Here is a 17,510-nt window from a genome sequence, read left to right on the forward strand (position 1 = left end):
GGATGCGCAGGCTGGGCTATCGCGGCCTGTCCATGCACGACGTCATGCCCTATGTGCGCGGCGAACGGCGGGGCAAGGTGTTCGGCCTTACCTTCGACGACGGCTACCGCAATGTGCACCACAATGCCATGCCGGTACTGAGCGAACTGGGTTTCACCGCCACCAACTATTTTGTGGCGCATCAGTTCGATGGCGGCAATGTGTGGGATCTTGAAAAAGGCATTCCGTTCTCGGCGCTGATGACCGTGAACGAAATGCGGGAATGGGCGCAGGCCGGCAACGAAGTCGGCTCGCACACGCTGGACCACGTCCACCTGCCTCAAATGTCGCCCGACGAGGCCCGGCGCCAGATCGTCCAATCCAAGGACGAGCTGGAGCAGGCGTTGGGCGCGCCCGTCACCGCCTTCTGCTACCCCTATGGTGACCACGGCCCGGAACACAGGGTCATGGCGCGCGAGGCCGGCTACGACAACGCCACGCTGACCCAACGCGGCCTGGCGGCGGCCTCCGACGACCCCTATGGGCTGCCTCGGGTCACGGTGTCGCGTTCCACCAACATAATCCGTTTCCTGCAGAAGTGCCTGACCCGGTATGAAGACACCCGCCGGCGCGGCTGAACGGCGGCTGCGCATCGCGCTGCTGGTGGATCGCTTCGGCAATCGCTTTGGCGGTGCCGAAGCCTACGGTGTGGAACTGATGCGGGTGCTCGGCCAGCGCCATGACGTGTCCGTGGTGGCGCGCGAGTTCGACAGCGACCTGCCGTTTTCTTTCCTGCCGGTGCGCGTTCCCTGTTGGCTGCCCAGTTGGATGCGGGTGTTGTATTTCGCCTGTCGCGCCGACCGGCTCACGCGCGGCCGCTATGACATCGTGCATTCGCACATGAACGGCTGGGCGGGCGAAATCCAGGTCATGCACGTGACGCCGGTGCGCTACAACCGGCTGACCCGAGTCAAGCCGCTGCAGCGCCTGACCGCTTGGCTCAGCCCGCGCCTGGCCACCTATCTACTGCTGGAAAAGCTGCGCGTGCGCCGGGCGCCCGCCAGGCGCGTGGTGGCCGTGTCCGGGCTCATCATGGACCAGCTGCACCGCAGCTATGGCCCGCAGTTGCCGGTGGACATCATCGCGCCCGGCGTCAAGCTGCCGTCCGCCGGACAAAGGGAAGGACGCGAGGCGACCCGCGCCAGCCTGGGCTGGGACGCCGGCACCATAGGCTGTTTGCTGGTCGCCCGCAATCCCTTGCGCAAGGGATTGCCGGCGCTATTGGACGCTCTGGCGCAGTTGCCGGCGCAATACAGGCTGCTGGTCGTGGGGGCGGACGAGCCTACCCGTGAACGCGTGCGCGCGGCGGGCGCCGTCGCCAGCCGCGTCACCCTGATCGACCCCACGCCCGACGTCGCCCGCTACTTCAGCGCCGCTGACATCTACGCGCATCCGACCCTGAACGACAGCTACGGCATGGCGCCGCTGGAAGCCATGTCGCACGGACTGCCCGTGGTGGTGAGCTCGCCCGCCTATTGCGGCTTCGCGCAGTATCTGTCGGCGGGGAAGGATGCGCTCATCCTGCAGGATCCCCGCGACGGCGCTCAACTGGCGCAGGCGCTGGAGCGGCTGGGCTCAGAACCCGAGTTGCGGGCGGCCCTGACCGCTCGTGGCCTTGAGATCGCCCGTGAGCAAAGTTGGGAAACGGTGGCGGCGCGCTACGAGGCGCTGTACGACAAGGTGCTGCAAGAGCGCGGCTGAGAGCGGGCGCGGGTCCGGGCTTGCCGGCTGCGCTTCAATGGCCGGGAGCCGTGGCCTGTTCGAGGTCGCCCAGCCACTGGATCGCATGCTCGCGGCCGGTGCCGCACATCTCGGCCTGGGGCTGCAGCCCGCCGCAGAAATCCGGCCGGGACGGCTGGCCGAAAATCGCGCAGCGCATGTCCGGCAGCAACTGGATACAGGGCACGCCGGCGGGTTTGCCGCGCGGCATGCCGGGAATCGGCCGGGTGATCGAGGGCGCGATGCAACAGGCGCCGCAGCCGGGCCGACATTCCAGCGCGGCCGGCGCCTGCGGGTTCAGACCCATCCGCGCAACCAATAGACGAACAGGCCGGCGTACTCTTTGAGGATCGAGCGGCTGGCGTCGTAGGCGCGCTGGTTCGGGAGCCACAGGGACAAGGAGCCGTCTGCGGGTTCCACGATCTGCGGTGGCGCGGGGGCGGCGATGGCCTCCACGCCCTGCTTGGAGAAGGCCGCCATCGCGCGCGGCATGTGCAGCGCGGAAGTCACCAGCAGGACCTTGCCGATCCCGCGCGACTTGAGCTGATCTTCGGTCAGTGCCGCGTTTTCATAGGTAGTGCGGCTGGAGTTTTCCAGGATCAGGGCCGTTTCCGGCACGCCCTGCTGGCGGATGGCATGGGCCATGCCGCGGGCTTCGCTGACATCGCCCTCCAGCGCGCCGCCCGACAGCAGCACCTTGGGCGCGCGCCCGGCCAGATAAAGCTGCGCCGCCGTGTCGATGCGGACCACGGCGGTTTCCTTGTCATAAGGCAGGAACCAGTTGGCGCGTCCGTTAGCGGTGTTGCCGCCCAGCACGACGATGGCGTCGGCGGTGGGGGATTCCGCTGGCGATAAATGCGGATAGCGGTGTTCCAACGCCCCGCCCGCCCAGATCGAGGTTGCCGGAAGCGACCAAGCCAGCGACCACAGCAGGCCTGCGACGATGAGCGAGCCGCCAGTCTTGCGAAGCCGGAACAAACCCAGCACCAGTCCGACGACGATCAAGGTCAGACTCAAGTTGTAAGGGATGATCAGATTTGTGAGATAGCTGGACAAGGTCATTTTGAAACAATCCTGATTACTGCGTCTCGTCCAGCAGGAGGTTGGCCTGCTGTTCCACTTCCTCGACGGACGGCCATGCATGCTCCGAGCCTACGCATACTGCGCGTGGCGACCACGGACCGGTACGTCCCGGCCGCGTCACGCCGAACAGGGTCAGTTCCCTGGCATCGGCTGCCGCAGCCACGTGCGAGACGCCGGAATCGTTACAAATCACCAGCGTCGCCCGCGCCGTCAGCGCTGCGAACGCGCCCAGGGACAAGGGTGGCAGCAGCAGCGCCGTGGGAGCATTGCGCCGCGCCTCCTCGGTTTCGGCCGGAGGGGGGCACATTACCACGGTATGGCCGCGAGCCTGCAGGGCGCGGGTAAGTGTATCGAATCCTGGCCAGACCTTGATCTTGCCCTTGTGCAGGCCCGTGGCTGTCGGGGCGATCAGCACGAAACGCTGGCCCGCCAGCCCGGCTGCCTCCAGCGCCAGATCGGCGGCGCCCTGGTGAGTGGAGGTCAGGGGCAGGTCCAGGGTCGGGCCGGGTTCGGCGGGGCCGCTGGGCAAGCCCCAGCGGGTCAGGGCCTCGCGGGTCAGGTGATGCCAGGATTGCACCGCGTGCAGCGAATCGCTGGGCTTGGCGACGGGCCAGCGCAACAGGAAGCTGCGGCCGTCGTCGCGATAACCGGCCGAGGGCAGTCCTGCCAGCCGGAACACCAGCGCGCTGGAGAGGGAGTCCGGCAGCAGCAGTCCGCGGGCGCGGCGGCCCAGCGGCCCCAGGCTCCGGCGATGGGCGCTGACTGCCGCCCGGTCGGGACCGACCTTGCCGCGCATGGGGATGAAATCCTGCTTGGCCACGCCGTCGAGCAGGTCGCGGGCCCAGGGCCGGGCGCAGATCACCAGGGGCAGACCGCTGGCGTGCAAGGCGCGCAGGCTGGGCAGGCTCATGCATACATCGCCCACCCAATTGGGTAACCGGACGTACAGGCAGCTGATATTGGACATGGAAGGGCGCTGGGCGCGTTAAGGCTGAAGGGGGCATGGCCCGGACGGCGACTTGTCGCGCAGCCGGTACAATTCTCGCCACAATTGTATAAAAGCGAGTGATCCCTTTGAATTCTGCCGCACGCAACGCGCCAGCGGGTTCCCAACCCGTCAAATCTGAACTCTGGAGTCGGATATACAGCCGCGTGGGTTCCTACTGGAAGGGATTGTTGCTTGCCGTCCTGCTGATGGCCGGCGCGGCAGCCACGCAGCCGGTCCTGGCAGTCATCATGAAGCCCTTGTTGGACGGGGGATTTTCGGGCGCCAAGCCGTACTACGTCTGGGCCTTGCCGCTGGCGGTGGTGGGCCTGATCCTGCTGCGCGGCATCTGCAACTTCTTCAGCGACTACCTGCTGGCCTGGGTGGCCAACAACGTGCTGCTGGGCATGCGCCGGGACATGTTCGAGCGCCTGCTGGGCCTGCCGGACGCCGATTTCAAGCAGGGCGACACCGGCCGCCTGCTCAACCGCTTCACCATCGACGCCGGCAACGTCACGGGCTATGCCACCGACGTCATCACCGTGCTGGTGCGCGAAACGCTGGTCGTCGTCGCCCTGATCTGCGTGCTGCTGTACATGTCCTGGGTGCTGACGCTGATCATCCTGATCATGCTGCCGGTGTCGGTGCTGATCTCGCGCTTCTTCATCAAGCGCCTGCGCCGCATCAACCGCGAAACCGTCAACATGAACGCCGAGCTGACTCGGGTCGTCGGCGAAGGCATCGACGGCCAGCGCGTCATCAAGCTGTTCGACGGCTATGAAGTCGAGCGCGGCCGCTTCGATTTCGTCAGCCGCCGCCTGCGCCGCTTCGCCATGCGTACCGCCACGGCGGACGCCGCCCTGACGCCGCTGACCCAGGTCTGCATCTCCATCTCGGTCGGCGCCGTCATCGCCGTGGCGCTCAGCCAGGCCAACCATGGCGCCCTGACCGTGGGTAGTTTTGCCTCCTTCATGGCGGCGCTGGCTCAGATATTCGATCCCATCAAGCGCCTGACCAACGTCGCGGCCCGCATGCAGAAGATGCTGGTGTCGGCCGAAAGCGTGTTCACGCTGATCGACCAGACGCCCGAAAAGGATACCGGCACCAGGGAATTGCCCGAGCCCGTGCGCGGCAAGGTGGAATTCCGCCACGTCCAGCACCGTTTCCCCGACGCCGACCGCGATACGGTCAAGGACATTTCCTTCATCGTGGAGCCCGGCCAGACCGTGGCTCTGGTAGGGCGTTCGGGCAGCGGCAAGACCACCCTGGTCAATATGCTGCCGCGCTTTGTGCTGGCCGACAGCGGTTCCATCCTGGTGGACGACACGCCGATCGACGAACTGACCTTGCGTAGCCTGCGCTCGCATCTGTCGCTGGTGAGCCAGGACGTGGTGCTGTTCGACGACACCATCTCGGCCAACGTCGGCTACGGCGCGCTGGGCAAGTCCAGCGAACAGAAAGTGCGCGATGCGCTGGCGGCGGCCAATCTGCTGGAATTCGTCGAAGGACTGCCGCAGGGCCTCAATACGCCGGTGGGCGAAAACGCCGCCCGCCTGTCCGGCGGCCAGCGCCAGCGCCTGGCGATCGCCCGCGCGCTGATCAAGAACGCGCCCATCCTGATCCTGGACGAAGCCACGTCCGCGCTCGACAACGAATCCGAACGCCAGGTCCAGGCCTCGCTGGAGCGCCTGATGAAGGGCCGCACCACGCTGGTCATCGCGCACCGCCTGTCCACGGTGCAGAATGCCGACCGCATCATCGTGCTGGATGCCGGCAAGATCGTCGAACAGGGACCCCACGCCGAGCTGCTGGCCGCCAACGGCCTGTACGCCTCGCTCTACAAGATGCAATTCCGCGACGATTGATCCGCGCCGGGCGTCCTGCCCCGGACCCGCCGGGCGGCTGTGTTTTCCTGTCGCATTTCCGGATTGCCAAGCGCCCGGATTGCCGGAAAATGGAGCCGGGCCTGCCGGCAGGCCCGGCTCCGGCCCGATGCGGGCGGGGCGGCGCCACCAGGCGCTTTGGTCCGCCGTGCATCAGGAGCACCCCATGTCCCTGCCTGCCGAAGGCAATCAGCTAGTCAATGTCGTCGTCCTGCTGGGGGCTGCGGTCGTCGCGGTTCCCTTGTTCAAGCGGCTGGGGCTGGGATCCGTCCTCGGATACCTGGCCGCCGGCCTGGTGATCGGCCCGTTCGGCCTCGGCTTGTTCTCCGATCCCAAATCCATTCTGCACGTGGCCGAACTGGGCGTGGTGATGTTCCTGTTCATCATCGGCCTGGAAATGCAGCCATCCCGGCTGTGGAAGCTGCGTGGCGAGATCTTCGGCCTGGGCGTGGCGCAGGTGCTGGCCTGCGGCGGACTGCTCACCGTGGTCGGCCTGCTGGCGGGGCTGTCGGGTCCCGCGGCCTTCATGGCGGCGATGGGCTTCGTGCTGTCGTCCACCGCCATCGTCATGCAGATACTGGCCGAGCGCGGTGAAACCGCCAGCGCGCAGGGCCAGCGCATCGTCTCGATCCTGCTGCTGGAAGACCTGGCCATCGTGCCCTTGCTGGCTCTGGCGACCCTGCTGGCGCCGGCGGACAACGCCAGCCATGGCGATCCCTGGATGCAGTCGGCCATCGCAGTGGCCTGCATCCTGGCGCTGCTGGCCGCCGGCCGCTGGCTGCTCAACCCCTTGTTCCGGCTGCTGGCCGCCGCGCACGCGCGCGAGGTCATGACGGCGGCCGCCTTGCTGGTGGTGCTGGGCGCAGCGCTGCTGATGGAGCTGGGCGGCCTGTCCATGGCGATGGGCGCCTTCCTGGCGGGCGTGCTGCTGTCCGAGTCCACCTTCCGCCACCAGCTGGAGGCAGAAGTCGAGCCTTTCCGCGGCATCCTGCTGGGCCTGTTCTTCCTGGGCGTGGGCATGTCGCTGGACCTGTCGGCGGTGGCCCGCGAGTGGCCGCTGATCCTGGCCGCGGTCCTGGTGTTCATGCTGGTGAAGTCGGTGGGCGTATATGTGGTGGCGCGGGTGCTGCGCGCCACCCACGCCGAAGCCATGACCCGCGCGGCCTTGCTGGCGCAGGGCGGCGAATTCGCCTTCGTGCTGTACGGGGCGGCGGCCGCTGCCGGCATCTTCGACCCGCATACCGGCGCCGTGCTGACCGCGGTCGTCATCATTTCCATGGCGCTCACGCCACTGTGCGTGCTGGCGCTACGCTGGCTCCTGCCCAAGCCGCAGCCTTCAATGGAGGATGTGGACGTGGCCAAGGACCTGGAAGGCTGCGCGCTTATCGTGGGATTCGGGCGCTTCGGCCAGATCGTGACCCAGGCGATGCTGGCGCGCGACCTGACAGTGTCGATCCTGGATACCGACACCGACGCGATCCGGGCCGCCGCGAAATGGGGCGTCAAGGTCTACTACGGCGACGGCACCCGCGTCGACATGCTGCGCACCGCCGGCGCGGAAAATGCCTGCGTCATCCTGATCTGCATCGACGACCCGAAGGCGGTCAACCACATGGTCAAGCTGATCAAGGCCGAATTCCCCCTGGTGCGGGTGGTGGTGCGCGCCTATGACCGCATCCATGCGCTGGCGCTGGCCAAGGAAGGGGTGGACTACCAGGTGCGCGAAACCTTGGAATCGGCGCTGGTCTTCGGCGAGGCCGCGCTGCGCGTGATCGGCGTACCGGCCGACGAAGCCGCCGAGGTGGTGCTGGACGTGCGCAGGCGCGACACCGAGCGTTTCGACCTGGAGGTGGCCGGCGGGCTGTTCGCCGGCCGCTCGCTCCTTTACGGCAATATGACCAGCGCCCCGGACGGCCGCAACGACCAAGCCGACCGCGAAACCGAGAGGGCCACGGCCAGCCCATCCGCGTAACCGACTATTTCCTCTTCGTTGCATTACTTTTCGCATCATTTCACGCGCAGGCGCTGGTGACTGAGGTAGATTTGTCCGCACTGACTCTTCATCCATGACGAGCATTTGCCAGGGGGCTGCCATGCTGCAATCGGATCGGATTTCCACGACGCCGCACGCTGTTGGAGTAGAACTGGCCCGGCGGCAGGCCTTGGCCTTGCGCTGCGGATTTTCGGCGGGCTCCATGCGCCAACTCATGTCGCATACGGGCGGGACGGGTCCCGCATGGTCCATCGGCGCGCACCGCGAAACCGACAAGGCCAGGGGCGCCAAGGCCTTTCCATTCCGCATCGCCGCGGTCGCGGTGACCTGAGGAACGGCCCAGGCGGGCGACGCGGGGAATTTTTAGGGTCGGGTCTTGCGCGGCATGTCCGGCGGCGGCATCATCAGCGGCGTAAATCTCTGCTGGAAATGAACCGCGTCCCCCCCGACGTCCCCTGCGTAGGAGCGCCGTATTGAAGTCTCGCGGGCTTGTGCATCGCGCCTTGTACGCATTGGCGGTGCTCGTCGCAATCGGCATCTGCGCGGCCGCGGTCGCGCTGCTCTGGATCGACCGCCGCGCCACCTGGGAATCCGCCCACGCCTCGGCCCGCAACATCACCGGCGTGCTGTCCGCGGATATCAGCCGCACCCTGCATGTCTACGACCTGTCGCTGCAAGGCATGGCCGAACGCTTGCGCGAACCCGGGCTCGACCGGCTCGCGCCCGAAACCCAGCACCGCTTCCTGTTCGACCGGCCATCCACCGCCGAGTACCTGGGCGCCGTGGTGGTGCTGGATAAGGACGGCAACATCCGTTACCACTCCGGGGATCTTGATGCGCCGGACGTGAGCTTCGCCGACCGGGATTTCTTCCAGGTGCATCGGGATGCGGACGACGTCGGCATGTACGTCAGCAAACCGTATCGCAGCCGCCTGCGCGGCGGCGACGAGAGCATTGCCATCAGCCGGCGCCTGTCCAATCCGGACGGCAGTTTTGCCGGCGTGGTGGGCGGCTCGCTGCGCCTGGCCTACTTCCGTGACCGTTTCGCCGCGCTGTCGATCGGCGAGCGCGACGAGATCAGCGTCTTCCGCAACGATGGCCTGCTGCTGCTGCGCGCCCCGTACTCGCTGAACGACCTGGGCAGCGACATCGGCATGGCACTGGATTTCCAACAGTTCCTGATCCGCCGCGAAGGCTCGTTCGAGGGGGCGCTGTCGCCGGACGGCGTGAACCGCTACTACACCTTCGCCAGCATCGAAGACACGCCGCTCATCATCGACGTCGCCATGGACGTGGACGAACTGCTCGAGCCCTGGGACCGCCGCGCGCTCTTCATCATCCCGGTGACCACGGCGTTGCTGCTGTCGGTGGTGGCGCTGATCGTGCTGTTCAGGCGTGAGATGGCGCTGCGAAAGGCGGTCGAGACGCAGTTGGCGATACAGGCGCGCACGGACGGACTTACCGGCCTGGCCAATCGACGCGCGTTTGACGAGACGCTGGAACGCGAATGGCAGAATGCGCGCCGCGAACGCGTACCGCTTTCGCTGCTGTTCCTGGATGCGGACCATTTCAAGCGCTACAACGACCGCTACGGCCACCAGCAGGGAGACCAGTTGCTGGCAGCCTTGGCGCGCGTGCTGAAGAAAAAGGCCCGGCGTCCGCGCGATCTGGCGGCGCGTTATGGGGGCGAGGAATTCGTCGTGCTGTTGCCCAACACCAGCCGCCAGCGCGCCGCGGAAATTGCGGAGAGCATACGGCGGACAGTCGTCGGCCTGAAGGTGCCGCACGAAGACGCCGCCGCCGGGATCGTCACGATCAGCGTCGGGGTCGCGACCTCGGTGCCGCAGGGTGACGATACGCTGGCCAGCCTGGTGGAGGCGGCCGATGCGGCCGTGTACCAGGCCAAGACGTCCGGCCGCAATCGCGTGGCGGTGGCCGAGGCCTGATCCCGCGTGGCATGAAAAAGCCCCGCCGCGCGTGAACGCGGCGGGGCTTTTCAGCACTGAGCCGCTTAGCGGCCGACCATCACGGCCTGCATGCGCGTCTGCGCCTGCTGCACGTTCTTGGCTTGCGCATTCAGGTCCTGCAGCAGCTGGTTCAGCTCGGCTTGCACGGCGGGATCCTGCACCTTGACGATGGGGCCGGAAATATCGATCTGCGCGGCGTGCGCGGCGACGTAATCGGCGATCTTCAGGCTGCTGTCGAAGGTCGCGTTCAGTTGCGGCAGCACATCGCGGAAGGTGTCGGCCGGCAGGCTGACGGTCTTCTCATAAGCCTTGTCGTACACGGCCTTCAGGTCTTCCGGCTGCTTGAGTTGCGCGCGGGCGGCGTCCGCCTTGGCCTGCTGTTCCTTCAGGGCCACGCCCATTTCATTGAGGGAGGCCTGCACGGACTTCAGGTCGTCGCGGCGCGTCACGATGTCGTTCAGCGAGCGCATCGCGCCTTTCTGCATGATGCCGGACAAGGGCTTCACCGAGGCATCCATGCCCGCATTGAAGTCGGTGATCACGGCATATTGCGCAGCGTAGTCGCCAAAGGACTTCTTCTCTTCATCCGTCAACTGCGGGACGCGCACGCCGGGCTTGTCGACGATGCGGGTCTGCAGAAACTGCGTGAACGCGGCACGCTGTTCGGGTTCCTTGTTGCCGCAAGCGGCCAGTATCAGCGGCAGCGCAGCGGCCAGCACCAGGAACGGACGGAATAGGGACTTCATCGCATTGAACTCCTGAAAGCGAAGTAAAGAAATGGTCAGGGTATACCCTGAAGGCGCCCGCAGCTTATCGGGTCAGCCTGCCTGCCGCCATCGCTTTCAGAAATGTTTGCAATCGAATTGTTAGGAAACACAATTCACACATAATGAAGTGAAATTGCGCGTGCTACCTGTTAACGGCCCGTCTTACTCCTGAGTGGCAATTTCCCGCAGCGCCGTAGTAAGCAGTTCAGCGGATCGCGAGAGCGAGCGGCCCGCACGCCGCAGAATGCCGATGTGCCGATACAGCGGCGGGTTATTGATCGAAACGCAGCGCAGGCGATTGGTATCGCCTTCGCGGGCAGCCAACTCTGACAGGACTGCCACTCCCAGCCCCTGTGCAGCCATGGCCAGCACGGTCGAGTTATAGACCACTTCATATGCCGCCGGCAGCGAGATCTTCAATTTGTCGGCCGCCGCTTCGATGTGCGTGCGGATGCTGCTCTCCCGCACCGGCAATATCAGCGGATGTTCGGCCAGGTCCTTCAGCGTCACCGTATCCGGCGCGGCCCAGGGATAGTCATGCGCCATGTAGGCACAGAAGCGGTCGGTGACCAGCTGCTCCCAAACCAACTCCTGGTCGCGTTTGATCGGGCTGCCGATGCCAAAGTCGACCTCGCCGCTGCGGGTCATGTCGTTGACGCGCGAAGCCACCGTGTCCCGCACGCAGACGGTAATCCGCGGGTAATCGCGGTTCAGCCTGTGGATCGCCTGCGGTAGCAGCCCGGCCGCCAGGGACGGCAGGACGGCGACGGTTACCGTGCCCCGTTCCCGATCGCTGGTGTCGCGGGCATGGGTGACCAGGTCTTCGATTTCGGCGACCAGCTTTTCGATCCGCGGAAAAAGCTCCTGTCCCCGCGGCGTCAGGCTGACGCTGCGGTGGTTGCGGTCGAACAGCCGCGTGCGCAGATGGGATTCGAGCTGCTGGATCTGTATGGTCAAAGCCGACTGCGAAATATTCAGTTCATGAGCCGTCCTGGTGAAGTTGCCTAAACGCGCGATCGTGAGGAAAGCGCGTAACTGCTTGAGATCACTCAACATTCTCGAAACTCCGGTTCAAGACGCAATAGGCTCAACAATCGTTTTTTTTGAAAAGAACGTTTTGTTATTTGAATTTTACGAATCGCATGCCGCTGAGTATATTTCCTATCGAACGCCTGGCTCAAAAAGGCGGCGAATAAATAAATGAGACAAAGAGGGAGGGCTCCGCATGGCCGGGTATTGTGCCTCACACCAGAGGCTTCAAACGCTGCAGCGAATAATGGATTCGATAAACGCCGCAGCTGAAAAGTGCGCCGGACTGTTTCTTATAGGAATGGTCCTGGCTATTTCAATTTCTGTATTCGTACGGCTGCTTTATACCTACACGGGCATTCCATTTTCCACGCCCTGGGCGGAAGAGCTGGGCCGCTTCATGATGGTCGGCAGCGTCTTCATCGGCGGCGCCGTCGCGACCTACCGGCTGCGGCTGATCGGCGTCGATGCCTTCATCGGCATGGTGCCGGAGTCGGTCGCGCGCTGGCTGCGCGTCGTGGCCCACATCCTGACCTTGATGCTGGCCGTGCTGCTGGCCTGGAAATCGATCAGGTTGATCGAACTCGGCATGCGGCAGACATCGCCCGCGATGGAAATGCCCATGGCGTACATCTACATATTCATGTTTGCCGGCTGCGTACTCATGAGCCTGAATACCTTCGCGCATGTCATCAAGGAATTGCTGAGCGTTGAAGCGTCGGAGCAGGGCGGCGAGGCGGAAAGAGTCGCCGCGGCCATGCAAAACAGTGAAGGAGGGGCGCTGTGATCCCGGTTCTGTTCTTGTCATTTACGGCGATCCTGATCATCGGCGCGCCCATCGTCACCGCGCTGGGCATGTCGGCAGCGTTCGCTCTGCAGGCGGGCGACCGCTCACTGCTCATCGTGGCGCAGATGGCGTTCCAGTCACTGGATTCGTTCAGCCTGATGGCGGTGCCGTTTTTCATCCTGGCCGGGCATCTCATGTCCTCGGGCGGCGTGGCTACCCGACTGGTGCAACTGGCGAACGCCTTCGTCGGTTGGATCCGCGGTGGCCTGGGCGCGGTCGCGGTGCTGACCTCGCTGCTGTTCGCGACGGTTTCCGGTTCTTCCTCCGCGACGACCGCGGCGATCGGCTCCGTGCTGATTCCGGAAATGGAAAAGAAGGGCTATCCGAGATCATTCGCGGCCTCCATTGCCGCTTCCTCCGGCGAGCTGGGGGCGATCATTCCGCCGTCGATCCCGATGATTGTGTATGCCTTGACGGCGAACGTATCGGTCGGGTCGCTGTTTCTCGCGGGCATCCTGCCCGGTCTGCTGATCACCGTGTCGCTGATCCTGACGGTCTGCCTGGTCGCCCGCATCCAGGGTTTCGACGAAGTCACCGCGGTGAGCTTCGGCGGATGGCTGAAAGGTGTCCTGGTAGCGCTGAAGGACGCGACGCTGGCGCTGATGATGCCTGTCATCATCCTGGGCGGAATTTACGGCGGACTATTTACTGCAACGGAGGCCTCCTGCATCGCCGTGCTGTATGGGCTCGCGCTCGGGCTATTCGTCTACAAGGAAATAACGGTCAAGGATTTGCTGGGGATTTTCGCGCGCTCCGCGGTGATGTCTTCCATCATCCTGCTGATCGTGGCGTTCGCCGCTGTGTTTGCGTACCTGCTGACGATCAACCAGGTGCCGCAGCAAGTCGCCGCCATGCTCGGGTCCATGACGACCAATCCGATCGTGTTCCTGCTGCTGGTGAACGTCATGCTGTTCCTGGTTGGCATGTTCATCGAGGCATTGGCGGCGATCCTCATCATCGTGCCCATCCTGGCGCCCATCAGCGTGACCTTCGGCATCGATCCCATCCATTTCGGGATGATCGTCATCACCAACCTCGCAGTCGGCATGGTGACGCCTCCCGTCGGCGTGAACCTGTTCGTGGTGTGTGAAGTCGCCCAATTGAAAATGCACCATCTGGCGAAGTATCTGGTGATTTTCCTTGCCGTTCTGGTGATCGACGTCATGATTATTTCGTACGTGCCCGCCATTAGTACCTTTTTCTTATAAAAACTAAATCGGCCGCCCGTGGGCAGCGCCTGCCGGGCGGCTGGAAAATCGAGGAGATGGAAGTGAAGCAATTCAAGAAACTGTTTGGCGCCGGCGTCCTGAGCGCCCTTATGTTTTCCGCGCCGTCGCATGCCCTGAACATGGATGTCGGGCACACGCTCACGACGGACAGCCCCTTTCATGTGGGGGCGCAGAAGTTCGCCGACGTGCTGAAGGCGAAATCGAACGGGAAAATCACGATTTCCGTGTTCCCGCATTCGCAGCTGGGCGGCGAACTGACCATGATCCAGGGCGCCGTGGCCGGCGCTACCGACCTGGTAATCACCGGCCAGCCGACCTTGAACGGCATCGTCAAGGAGTTCCTGGTCTTTGACTCGCCGTTCCTGTTCGACAGCGTCGAGCAAGCCAACCAGATTCTCAACGGACCGGCCGGCGACAAATTCATGGAAGTCCTGCCGAAATACGGCCTGGTCGGCTTGGGCTGGTTTTCGGCGATCGAACGCAATGTCTTCGGCAACAGGCCCGTCAATTCGGCTGACGACATGAAAGGCATGAAGATCCGCGTCATTCAGTCGCCGGGTTACGTCGAAAGCTACAAGGCCCTGGGCGCGCAAGCCACGCCCATGGCTTATTCAGAACTGTATCTGGCCCTGCAGCAGAAGGTGCTCGATGGCGGTGAAACGACGCCGGACCAGTTTGTCTCGGACAAATTCATCGAGGTGTCCAAGTACTTCAACATGACGCACGTCAATATTCATCCGGCGCTGCTGCTCATGTCCAAGGACCGCTGGGATCGCTTTTCGCCCGAGGAACAGAAAATAATCAAGGAGTCCGCGGACGAGGCCATGGCCTATGCCCGTGACTACTACAAGAAGGTCTACGACGAGGGCATGAAAACGATGCAGGCGAAGGGAGTATCCATCGTCTACCCCAGCAATCTCGATTCCATGGTGCAGGCCACGCGGCCCGTAGTGAAAAAGCTCGTCGGCGAAGCCCCCAATGGCCAGGCGCTCTATGACGCGCTGATCGCCGCCAAGCAGAAGCAGTAACCGGCGCAACGGCATCGGCCCCGGCGCTTTCATATTCAAGAAAAACTGGACAGATTGATGACACCCTTCAACCAACCCCAAAACCTGCGCGTGCTGATTACCGGAGCGGCCGGAAACATCGGCCTTTGCCTGCGCGAGCAGTTGCGCGGCCGCTATGCCTTGCTGCGCCTGGCCGACATCGCGCCGCAGGAAGCGGCGCAGGCAGGCGAGGAAATCTGCACGATGGACGTCCGGGACATCGGGTCCCTGGAACGCTGCATGGAGGGTATCGACTGCGTCATCCATCTGGCTGGCATTCCCGGCGCCGATGTCTGGGAAAAAATCCTGCCCATGAATATCGAGGGTTGCTACAACGTATTCGAGGCGGCCCGGCGCCAGAACGTGCGCCGGGTGGTTTTCGCCAGCTCGAATCACGCTATCGGCTATCACCGCCGGGAGAAGTTTCTTGATGACAGCGTGCAGCCCAGGCCCGATTCACTATATGGGGTATCGAAGGTATTCGGCGAGGGCCTGGGCCGCATGTATGCGGACAAGTACGGCATGTCGGTCGCCTGCCTGCGGATCGGGACGTTCCGCACGCCCGACCGGCCGAGCGAAGCCCGGCAGCTATTGACCTGGATCAGTCACCGCGACATGGCGCAATTGGCCGCGCGCTGCGTTGAGCACGAGTCCTATCATTTCACCGTGGTCTACGGCGTGTCCAACAACCTGCGCAACCGCTGGGACAATTCCAACGCGAAATTCCTGGGCTACGCCCCGCAGGACGATTCCGAGGCCTTCGCCCCGGAAATCCTGGCCCAGAACATCCCCGAGGATCCCATCGCGGCCCAGTTCCATGGGGGCTTTTATTGCCCCCTGGAATTTGTCGGCACCACGGACAGGATTTCCTGAAATCAGACCAGGATGATGTCGTACTGCTCTTGCGAGTACGCGCCTTCCACTTCCAGCGATATGCGCTTGCGCACGAAGTCGCCCAGCATCGCCAGATGCTGGCTTTCTTCTTCGAGGAACAGGTCGACCACCTCTTGCGAAGCCAGGATGCGGAATTCCTTGGGATTGAATTGCCGCGCCTCGCGCAGGATCTCGCGCAGGATTTCATAGCAGACCGTGCGCGGCGTGCGCACGTTGCCGCGCGCCTCGCACATGGGGCAGGGCTCGCACAACTGGTGCGCCAGCGAGTCGCGGGTGCGCTTGCGCGTCATTTCCACCAGGCCTAGCTGCGTAAAGCCGTTGACCGTCATGCGGGTGCGGTCGCGCGACAGCGCCTTCTTCAGCTCGGCCAGCACGGTTTCGCGGTGTTCCTGTTCTTCCATGTCGATGAAGTCCAGGATGACGATGCCGCCCAGGTTGCGCAGCCGCAGTTGGCGGGCGATGGCCTGGGCCGCTTCCAGGTTGGTCTTGAAAATGGTGTCGTCGAAATTGCGGCCGCCCACGAAACCGCCGGTGTTGACGTCGACCGTGGTCAGCGCTTCGGTCTGGTCGATGATGAGGTAGCCGCCTGACTTCAGGTCCACCCGGCGCGAGAGCGCCCGCGCAATCTCGTCGTCCACATTGGCGGTGTCGAACAGCGGGCGTTCCCCGCTGTAGTGCTGGATGCGGTCCACGACGGAGGGGGTATAGACGCGTGCCCATTCCAGCATCGCCGCGCTGGTCGTGCGGGAATCCACGAGTATCGTGCCGGTATTGGGCCCCACCATGTCCCGTAGCACGCGCTGCGCCAGGGTCAGATCCTGATGCAGCAGGGCGGGCGCGGCTTGGCTGCGGGCTGCCGCCTGGACGCTGGTCCACAGTTTGCGCAGGTATTCCAGGTCCGCCGTCAGTTCCTCGTCGTTGGCGCCTTCCGCCTGGGTGCGGACGATGAAGCCGCCTTTTTCCTCCGCAGGCATCAATGCCTGCAGGCGTTCGCGCAGCTGGATGCGCTCGGATTCGTCGTCGATCTTCTGCGAAATGCCGATATGCGGATCGTGGGGCAAGTAAACCAGCATCCGACCCGCCATGCTGATCTGGGTAGACAGCCGCGCGCCCTTGGTGCCCAGGGGGTCTTTGACCACCTGGACCATAATGGTCTGTCCCTCGAAAAGCAGCTTTTCGATGGGCGTGGGGGTTAGCCCCTGGCTTCTTTCGCCGCGATTCTCACGCAGATCGGCGATGTGTATGAAGGCCGCGCGCTCCAGTCCGATATCGATAAAGGCGCTCTGCATGCCGGGTAGCACGCGGACCACCCGTCCCAGATAGATATTGCCAACATGGCCCCGCTGAATGCTGCGTTCTACATGCAGTTCCTGTACCGACCCTTGTTCCACCAGCGCAACGCGGGTTTCGAAGGGGGTGACATTGATCAGGATATCTTCGCTCAGGGCGATGGCGGGGGGCATAGCGTGTTCGTCTCCAGTAAGGTGCGGCGTACAGGCGAATAGTAAACGTAGGGCAACGCGGGCGAGACAACTATCTATATAGGGCGACTGCCGACGCCCCACTATATATAGGGGCGGGCGACGCATGGCTGCAGCATGACCCATAGAACTGCCATGCCACACCACGCGCAGAAATCTGTGCTATAGTCTCGCTCCTTCGCAGTTCAGACAGTTTTGAACCGCGAAGCCAAGCAAGCACAACAGGTCGGGCAAGAGGATTCGAGCCAGGTCTGCCGCAAAGCTTCAGAAATGAAGGCCGCGCGGTGATTGCAAGGATTGCAGCAAGTTAGGCAAAAGCCAGTTGCGCAATCTGCAAAAATCGTGCTATAGTCTTGGGCTTGGCAGTTGCCGAAAACTTAGGGTTAACCCTGATATTTCGATAGCTGCTAAAGAGAGGCGGACCTGAAGAGGTCGCAGGCAAGAAAGCGAAACGATGGATGTGACGCTGACTTGACAAGCGATAAAAACTTCTTCATAATCTCGTTTCTCTGCTGCAAACAACGCAGCGTCAGCGAAAGCGGCGCAGC

17 protein-coding genes are annotated in these 17,510 nt (G+C 63.8%); 10 read left to right on the forward strand and 7 right to left on the reverse strand.

The features are described from left to right. Both VIR09_RS02530 and VIR09_RS02535 read left to right on the forward strand, forming a co-directional pair. Positions 1 to 617, forward strand: a 617-nt coding sequence (locus VIR09_RS02530) for a polysaccharide deacetylase family protein (RefSeq protein WP_332011458.1), incomplete at its 5' end; no start/stop codon positions are given. Further along, entirely contained in the window at positions 592 to 1,740 is a 1,149-nt protein-coding gene (locus tag VIR09_RS02535; RefSeq protein ID WP_332011459.1) for a glycosyltransferase family 4 protein, read from the forward strand. The genes VIR09_RS02530 and VIR09_RS02535, both read left to right, overlap by 26 nt. Before the next feature lie 34 nt (positions 1,741 to 1,774). On the opposite strand, the gene VIR09_RS02540 is transcribed toward VIR09_RS02535, so the two are convergent. From VIR09_RS02540 to VIR09_RS02550, 3 genes are read right to left on the reverse strand one after another with little or no spacing between them, the layout of a single operon-like run. Continuing rightward, positions 1,775 to 2,065 (reverse strand): YkgJ family cysteine cluster protein, encoded by a 291-nt coding sequence (locus VIR09_RS02540; protein WP_332011460.1) that lies wholly within the window; start codon positions 2,063 to 2,065, stop codon positions 1,775 to 1,777. Beyond that, positions 2,056 to 2,820: a YdcF family protein gene (locus VIR09_RS02545; RefSeq protein WP_332011461.1), complete on the reverse strand. Its 765-nt coding sequence runs from the start codon at positions 2,818 to 2,820 to the stop codon at positions 2,056 to 2,058. The genes VIR09_RS02540 and VIR09_RS02545 overlap by 10 nt, the downstream gene beginning before the upstream one ends. A 16-nt stretch (positions 2,821 to 2,836) precedes the next feature. After that, positions 2,837 to 3,808, reverse strand: a complete 972-nt coding sequence (locus VIR09_RS02550) for a glycosyltransferase family 9 protein (protein WP_332011462.1) — start codon at positions 3,806 to 3,808, stop codon at positions 2,837 to 2,839. A gap of 107 nt (positions 3,809 to 3,915) precedes the next feature. Between VIR09_RS02550 and msbA the strand changes: the two genes are divergently transcribed. From msbA to VIR09_RS02570, 4 genes are all read left to right on the forward strand, one after another. After that, the gene (msbA, locus tag VIR09_RS02555; protein WP_332011463.1) at positions 3,916 to 5,691 is read left to right on the forward strand and encodes a lipid A export permease/ATP-binding protein MsbA; all 1,776 of its coding nucleotides are present in this window, start codon (positions 3,916 to 3,918) and stop codon (positions 5,689 to 5,691) included. A 184-nt stretch (positions 5,692 to 5,875) separates the two neighbouring features. Continuing rightward, the gene (locus VIR09_RS02560) at positions 5,876 to 7,681 is read left to right on the forward strand and encodes a monovalent cation:proton antiporter-2 (CPA2) family protein (RefSeq protein WP_332011464.1); all 1,806 of its coding nucleotides are present in this window, start codon (positions 5,876 to 5,878) and stop codon (positions 7,679 to 7,681) included. 121 nt (positions 7,682 to 7,802) lie between these two features. Then, positions 7,803 to 8,033 (forward strand): hypothetical protein, encoded by a 231-nt coding sequence (locus VIR09_RS02565; protein WP_332011465.1) that lies wholly within the window; start codon positions 7,803 to 7,805, stop codon positions 8,031 to 8,033. A 142-nt stretch (positions 8,034 to 8,175) separates the two neighbouring features. Then, positions 8,176 to 9,648: a sensor domain-containing diguanylate cyclase gene (locus VIR09_RS02570; RefSeq protein ID WP_332011466.1), complete on the forward strand. Its 1,473-nt coding sequence runs from the start codon at positions 8,176 to 8,178 to the stop codon at positions 9,646 to 9,648. 65 nt (positions 9,649 to 9,713) lie between these two features. Here VIR09_RS02570 and VIR09_RS02575 read toward each other — a convergent pair whose 3' ends face one another. Continuing rightward, entirely contained in the window at positions 9,714 to 10,415 is a 702-nt protein-coding gene (locus tag VIR09_RS02575; RefSeq protein WP_332011467.1) for a DUF3053 domain-containing protein, read from the reverse strand. Between the two features lie 183 nt (positions 10,416 to 10,598). After that, positions 10,599 to 11,492, reverse strand: coding sequence for a LysR family transcriptional regulator (locus VIR09_RS02580; RefSeq protein ID WP_332011468.1), 894 nt, complete (start codon positions 11,490 to 11,492; stop codon positions 10,599 to 10,601). Between the two features lie 169 nt (positions 11,493 to 11,661). On the opposite strand from VIR09_RS02580, the gene VIR09_RS02585 reads away from it, so the two are divergent. From VIR09_RS02585 to VIR09_RS02600, 4 genes are read left to right on the forward strand one after another with little or no spacing between them, the layout of a single operon-like run. Continuing rightward, positions 11,662 to 12,252 carry a TRAP transporter small permease gene (locus VIR09_RS02585; protein WP_332011469.1) on the forward strand — a complete coding sequence of 197 codons (591 nt, stop codon included), beginning with the start codon at positions 11,662 to 11,664 and terminating at the stop codon, positions 12,250 to 12,252. Beyond that, positions 12,249 to 13,520, forward strand: a complete 1,272-nt coding sequence (locus tag VIR09_RS02590) for a TRAP transporter large permease (protein ID WP_332011470.1) — start codon at positions 12,249 to 12,251, stop codon at positions 13,518 to 13,520. The genes VIR09_RS02585 and VIR09_RS02590 overlap by 4 nt, the downstream gene beginning before the upstream one ends. 56 nt (positions 13,521 to 13,576) lie before the next feature. Then, a complete protein-coding gene (locus tag VIR09_RS02595; protein WP_332011471.1) occupies positions 13,577 to 14,569 on the forward strand; it encodes a TRAP transporter substrate-binding protein in 993 nt (330 codons plus the stop codon). A gap of 57 nt (positions 14,570 to 14,626) precedes the next feature. Further along, a complete protein-coding gene (locus VIR09_RS02600; protein ID WP_332011472.1) occupies positions 14,627 to 15,460 on the forward strand; it encodes an NAD(P)-dependent oxidoreductase in 834 nt (277 codons plus the stop codon). A 2-nt stretch (positions 15,461 to 15,462) separates the two neighbouring features. Here the strand turns inward: VIR09_RS02600 and rng are convergent, their stop codons facing one another. Both rng and VIR09_RS02610 read right to left on the reverse strand, forming a co-directional pair. Next, positions 15,463 to 16,926 (reverse strand): ribonuclease G, encoded by a 1,464-nt coding sequence (gene rng, locus VIR09_RS02605; protein ID WP_332011474.1) that lies wholly within the window; start codon positions 16,924 to 16,926, stop codon positions 15,463 to 15,465. A 381-nt stretch (positions 16,927 to 17,307) separates the two neighbouring features. Further along, positions 17,308 to 17,510, reverse strand: a 203-nt coding sequence (locus VIR09_RS02610) for a hypothetical protein (protein ID WP_332011473.1), incomplete at its 5' end; no start/stop codon positions are given.

This window comes from Achromobacter sp. (genome assembly GCF_036567245.1).
Classification (GTDB): domain Bacteria; phylum Pseudomonadota; class Gammaproteobacteria; order Burkholderiales; family Burkholderiaceae_B; genus Achromobacter.